The sequence below is a fragment of the Methylomagnum sp. genome (assembly GCF_054333355.1).
In genome coordinates this window covers 21,794-27,967 of sequence record NZ_JBTEKS010000013.1, presented here as the reverse complement: position 1 = coordinate 27,967, position 6,174 = coordinate 21,794, and the positions used below count along the sequence as shown (strand labels likewise).

General features: G+C 61.2%; 4 protein-coding genes. 1 reads left to right on the top strand and 3 read right to left on the bottom strand.

The window, feature by feature from the left end; translation table 11 throughout:
• Positions 1-2,647: Hsp70 family protein (locus ACXWUF_RS02410; RefSeq protein WP_458493055.1), on the top strand; the 2,647-nt coding region annotated here is incomplete at its 5' end.
• 257 nt (positions 2,648-2,904) lie between these two features.
• On the opposite strand, the gene ACXWUF_RS02405 is transcribed toward ACXWUF_RS02410, so the two are convergent.
• The 3 genes from ACXWUF_RS02405 to ACXWUF_RS02395 all read right to left on the bottom strand — a co-directional run bounded on the left by ACXWUF_RS02405 (position 2,905) and on the right by ACXWUF_RS02395 (position 6,056).
• A complete protein-coding gene (locus ACXWUF_RS02405; RefSeq protein WP_458493054.1) occupies positions 2,905-3,546 on the bottom strand; it encodes a PEP-CTERM sorting domain-containing protein in 642 nt (213 codons plus the stop codon).
• Between the two features lie 349 nt (positions 3,547-3,895).
• Complete coding sequence (locus tag ACXWUF_RS02400; protein WP_458493053.1) at positions 3,896-4,867, bottom strand: glycosyltransferase family 2 protein; 972 nt, start codon at positions 4,865-4,867, stop codon at positions 3,896-3,898.
• Entirely contained in the window at positions 4,860-6,056 is a 1,197-nt protein-coding gene (locus ACXWUF_RS02395; RefSeq protein ID WP_458493052.1) for an O-antigen ligase family protein, read from the bottom strand. Before ACXWUF_RS02395 ends, ACXWUF_RS02400 begins: the two co-directional genes overlap by 8 nt.
• Positions 6,057-6,174 lie beyond the last annotated feature (118 nt).

Genomic DNA, 6,174 nt, shown 5'->3' with positions numbered 1-6,174 from the left:
GGCGGAAGTCCACGACATCGTGCTGAACGGCTTCTTCCCACGGGTCGGGCTGGACGAACTGGCCGAAGCCGACGCGGGGTTGCCCTGGCACCCCACCGAAACGCCCGGCACCTACCGGCCCGTCGTCGGCGAACTGGCCCGTTTGCTAGGTGCCAAGAGCCGGGGGCGCCTGGTGGTCAGCGCCAAAAGCTGGCTGTCCCACGCCGCCGCCGACCGCACCGCCGCCATCCTGCCGTGGGGTGCGCCGGAAGAGGTGCCGAAGGTATCGCCGGTCGATGCCAGCGCCAGCTATCTCCGCCACGTCCGCGCCGCCTGGAATTTCCAGCACCCCGCCGCCCCGCTGGAAGACCAGGATGTGGTCGTCACCGTCCCCGCCTCTTTCGACGAAGCCGCCCGCGCCCTGACCCTGGACGCCGCGCAACTGGCCGGTTTGCCCAAGCTACGCTTGCTGGAGGAGCCGCAAGCCGTCTGCTACGACTGGCTGTGGGAGCATCGTAAAACACTGCAAAAGCAACTCGAAGGCGTGCGTCTGTTGCTGGTGGTGGACGTGGGCGGCGGCACCACCGATTTGACGCTCATCAAGGTGGAGCCGGGCGAGGATGAGCCGAAGCTGACCCGCGTCGCCGTGGGCAATCATCTCATGCTGGGCGGCGACAACATCGACCTGACCCTGGCCCATCTGGCCGAGAAACGGATGCTGGGCGAGGACCGGCGTTTGTCCGCCGCCGAACTCTCGCAACTCGTCGAGCAATGCCGTTACGCCAAGGAGCGGCTACTGGCGGAAGACGCCCCGGAGACGGCTACCGTCACCCTGCTCGGCGCGGGCGGGCGGCTGATTGGCGGGGCGCGGTCGGTGGAGTTGAACCGGGCGGAAGTCCACGACATCGTGCTGAACGGCTTCTTCCCACGGGTCGGGCTGGACGAACGCCCCGACCGCAAGCGCAGCGGCGTGGTGGAATTCGGCCTGCCCTATGCCGCCGATCCCGCCATCAGCAAGCACCTCGCCGCCTTCCTCAGCCAGCACCGGCAAGCCGCCCGCGAAGCCTTTGGCGACGACACTGCCGTGCCGGTCCCGGACGCACTGTTGCTCAATGGCGGCGTGTTCCGCAGCCCCGTCATCGCCCGCCGGGTGGTGGAGCAAATCACCGCTTGGGGTGGCCGTTCGTCCAGGTTGCTTGCCAACGCCCGGCCCGACTTGGCGGTGGCCCATGGCGCCGTGGCCTATGGCCTGGCCCGGCGCGGCTGGCCGATTCAACGCATCGGCGGCGGGTCGGCCCGCAGTTACTTCCTGTTGGTCGAAACTGGTGCGAACGAAGCGGCGCGGGGCGTTTGCATCCTGCCGCGTGGGACGGAGGAGGGGAGGGAAGTGCTGTTGGCCGACCGGACGTTCCTGCTGCGGCTGGGTACGCCGGTGCGCTTCCACCTGACCGCGTCCGCCGACGACCTGCGGCCCCAGCCCGGCGAACTGGCGGAAATCGACGAGGAGCGCTTCCTGCCCCTGCCGCCGCTGGCCGTGGCCTTGGGCCGGGACAGCGGCGCGGGCAAGACCGAGCAGGCCGTGCGCATCGCCGCCTCGCTAACCGAAATCGGCACGCTGGATTTGCACTGCGTGGCGGTGGACGATCCCGACCAGCGCTGGAACATCGAATTCCAGCTTCGTCAGAAAAGCGCCTCATCGAATTTGGGCGAGGCCAAGCGCCATCCCCGTTTGGACGAGGCGCTGGAAAAAATCCGGTGGGTGTTCGGCAAGAAGGCCAAGACCGCCGACCCCAAATCCATCAAGGGCTTGCGCGGCGATCTGGAAAAATCCTTGGGTGCCCGCGCCGATTGGGATACGCCGTTGCTGCGCGAGTTGTTCGGCGCGCTGCTGGAAGGCTTGCCGCACCGCCGCCGCTCCGTCGATCACGAGCGATTGTGGTGCAGCCTCACCGGCTATTGTTTGCGGCCCGGCTTCGGCTATCCGCTGGACGACTGGCGGGTGGCGCAGGCGTTCGCCATCTACGGCCAGGGCTTGCAGTTCGTCAACGAGCCGCAAAGCTGGGCCGAGTGGTGGACCTTGTGGCGGCGGGTGGCGGGCGGATTGAGCCAGGAAGCTCAGTTGACCGTCTTCAAGGACATCGCCGAGTTCATCAACCCAGAAACCGGGCGGCGGAATAACCTGCCCATCCTCGCCAAGAAGCGCAGCTATGAGGACATGGTGCGGCTGGCGGCGGTGCTGGAGCGCTTGCCGGCAGAGACCAAGGTTGAGTTGGGCGCCTGGTTGCTGGAGCGGCTGGCGAAGTCCAACGAACCCGCCGAAAGCTGGTGGGCGCTGGGCCGGGTGGGCGGGCGCGTGCCGTTCCATGGCAGCACCCATAACGTGGTGCCCCGTGCCGTCGCGGAAGCTTGGCTAAACAAAGCCTTGAGCCGCGATTTCAAGAAGGAGCCGCATCCCGGCTTCGCCGCCGCGCTGCTGGCCCGGATGAGCGGCGACCGCGAGCGGGACATTGAGCCGGCCTTGCGGCAGCGGGTGGTGGAGAAGCTCCGCGCCAGCAAGGCGCCGGAGTCGTGGGTGGCGATGGTGACGGAAATGAAGGAATTGACCGAGGCGGACGAGAAGCGGATTTTCGGGGAGGCGTTGCCGCCGGGGTTGAGGCTGATTGGGTAGGCGGGGTGATATGGCTTAATGCGTTCATAGTCCCGCCTTCATGCGGTGATTTGCCGCCTGAAGCCTGTCCTGAGCGTAGCCGAAGGGGCGGGACTACAAGCCAAGCGTTGCATAAGTCCTACTAAAAAAACATGGCGTGTTGCCTTGCTGCTAGTTGGGCGCGTTGGGGTTAAAACGCAATCCGTTTCGGGCTATGGACGCGGTGAGGAATAGAAAGAGCCGCATCCACAGCCCTTGATTCAAGGCGGAATGGCGGTTCAGGTGGTGCGGCGGCGGGCGGCGAGGCCTAGGGCCGCAATGCCGAACAAGGCCAGGGTGCTTGGTTCTGGAACCGAAGCGGGCACCGCAGTGATATCCACGTCATCCACAAAAAAATTGGAGACATTGCCATTGGCAGATATGGTGGTGGATTGGAAGGACAGGACATGGGGTGCGCCGTCGGCAAAGGCGCTAATGTCCACCGATTGCTGAATATAGGCCATTACGGCCGTGGCGTTGATCGAGAATACTTCCGTGCCGTCCACAAAGACCTTAAGGAAGTCGCTCGGGGAATCTATGGCCGGAATCTCCAGGAAGAAACTCAGCGTGGCGGCACCCAGCGGGATTGGCGCGGTTGTCTGGATCAAGCTTCCGTTCTCGGTGGCACTGGGAATGCCGCCGAACCAGGCCCACCAAGCGCCTGAGTGGGGTCCGGTACCGCTCCCCCCTCCGCAAAGAGCTATGGTGCAAAGAGGCGAGCCGACGTTCGTGGATGCTTCGCTCCAAAATGAATTGGGACTCCCCGACTCGAATCCCCCGTCGCTGATGAGTGCCGCCTCGGCTTGCGGTACGGCGGCGGCAAGCGCTAGGGAAGCGACCAACAAGAAAGGGGAGGCTGCGTGTTTTGTTCGATTTTTCATGGGCTTACCTAAGAATAAGTGTTTTTAATCCGTATTTTTCAAAATGGCCGATCAAGGTCCACGATCATTGGTCAAGCAAATAACGAACCACCATGCTTGATCTAATTAAAAATCAATAACATAGCTTGGTTCCAGGCTTTGCGCATGGGATCGAATTGGGACTTTGTAAAGATATTCGACGGTTTACAGCCCTGTTGCTTTCCCTGTCGGCTTCGCGGCCTGCATAAATCAATTAAGCCCATCTTCCTTCCATCCGTTCGATGACTGTATATTTTTGATGACATTCCTCGCCCCTTGTTTCTCATTCATCTGATGCTCTGCGTTACGGGATGTGAATGTGATGGATAAGTTATCCATCTCCTCGCTCCATAGCCTTTTCAATAGACCCCATCACCTCCCACAACCCCAAAACGCTAGTCCCCTCAATCTCCCCCCGTCGCGCCAACACCTCCGGCAACAACCCCAGCGCCACCCATAATCCCGCAAAATAAACCCAATCCAACTTAACCAGCCGCCCCAAACCCTGCGCTAAATACCCCGGCACCAGCGACAACCAAATATCCCGTGTCGGAATATGCAGCCATTCCAAAACAAACTGATTGCGCCGCCGAATCCGCCGCACCCGCGCCGACGGGACATTGCTGTTGATCGACGAGCCGCGATGATCGTGAATCACCCGGCAGCCCGGCTCGAATAAGCTCCGCCAACCCCGCCGCCAAGCCCGTATTCCCAAATCCGAATCCTCCGAATAAAACGGCTTGAAAATCGGCAGGAAACCACCCAAGGCCAGAAACATGGATTTACGAACCGCCATGGAACCACCCGAACAAAACAAGGTTTCCACCGTCGTTTTTGGGCGGCGTCCTTGGCTTTTCACCGCCCGGAAACGCCCCCGTCGAATCCGGTAACAACGCCAGGATTCATCCGTCGGTCGGCCCTCGCCATCGACCACCCACGGCGTCACGGAAAATACGTCCGGCTTGTTGAAATGGGTTATCAGCGGCGCGAGAAATTCCGGGTCTGGGCGCACATCTGAATTCAGGAACATCAGCAATTCCGTCGCGGCGGCTTCGACGCCCGAATGGACGGATTCGGCAAAGCCCCGGTTGGTTTCATGGGCGATTAGCCGCACGCCGGGATACTCGGCGTTCAACACGGCAATGCTGTCATCGCTGGACTTGTCATCCACCACGATAATTCCGCATTCGCCAGGATAAGCCTCCGCCGCTCGAATCACGAAGGGGAGATTATTGAGTAAAAGCCGCGCCCCGTTGAAGTTGGGGATGATAATCGTGACCAGCGGGAATATTGAGTCAGGCATGGCGGCGGGTGTCCGAGATATATCGCAAGCCGACGCCCACAATCAAAACCAGGGGATAGAGGTTATGCCGCGAGAAGAAGGGCACGGTAAAAAAGCCCATGACAAATTGCGCGGTGACGATGCTGATAATAAGAACTCCGACCCGGCGATGGTCATTATCGCCACTGTTAAATAAACGGCTAACAACCTTCCTATAAAACAAGATATAAGCCACAATCATCAGAATCAAGCCCGTCAGACCATGGCTATATAACAATTCCAGCAAATAATTATGGGGCGAGGCATAATGGTCTTCATAATGGTAGCTGGGGGCGGCGCGATAATTCTCATAAAACTGCCCGAGGCCATGCCCGAACCACCATTCGCTCCATGAGCTGCGCATTTGGATGGACAGGGTTTCCCGCCAAATCAGGGGCCGTTCTTCCTTGGCGAAATTGACCACGAGGTCATCCAGGCGGGCCGCAAAACCGAATAAGCCGCTGAAATACAAGGCCGTCGGAATCAACACCGTGGCGGTCAGGGTCAGCCAGCGGATGCGGGGCGCGAGGAACGGCACCACCACCAGCGATGCCGCCAACAGGGCCAAATAGCCGGGCCGCGACTGGGTTTTCATCAACAGGAACAAATCCCCCGCCAAGGCGGCGGCGAAAATCCACCGCGCCACGCCCTTGGCCCGCGTCGCCAAGTAATACAGCACGGGCATGGTCACGACCGAATAAAGCGCCAGATGATGGATATTGGGGAATAGTCCGGGCAATTTTGGCCTGAGCAGGATGGCCGTCACTTGCGCGGCGACGAACACCACTAGCAGCCCGGCGATGGCGGAACGGTGGCTCAGCCAGCGCCCCGGTCGGTCGGGCAGCAGGGTGATGGCGGTCGCCGCGACCATGGACCAGGCCAAAACCCGGTGGAAGTTGCCGGCGATGGGCGCGTCCGCCACGCCCCAGCCCTGGGCTAGAAAAACCAGCCCAACCCCCAGCGTCGCCAGGGCGGGCCGTTCGACTCGCAGGGGCGGCGAACTGAATAGCGCCACGCCCACGATGCCAGCGGCACAGAAATAAAGCGATAGCCTGTAAAGTCCCACGTCCAGCAGCAGGGCCAGGGCGAAACCATACACGCCCAACAGCAGCAAGCTTTGAAAAATCGCCACCCCCAATACCGATACGTGCTTTTCAACAGCGATCATCATTCACCAATGATTCAAGAAACCAAATGTCGGGGACCGATTCGCGGGTTCGTCAGAGCCACATTCCCCGTGCCGCCATGGGAATGGCGTGCGCGTCTCTGGGACTTGGGGCAAAGCCAGC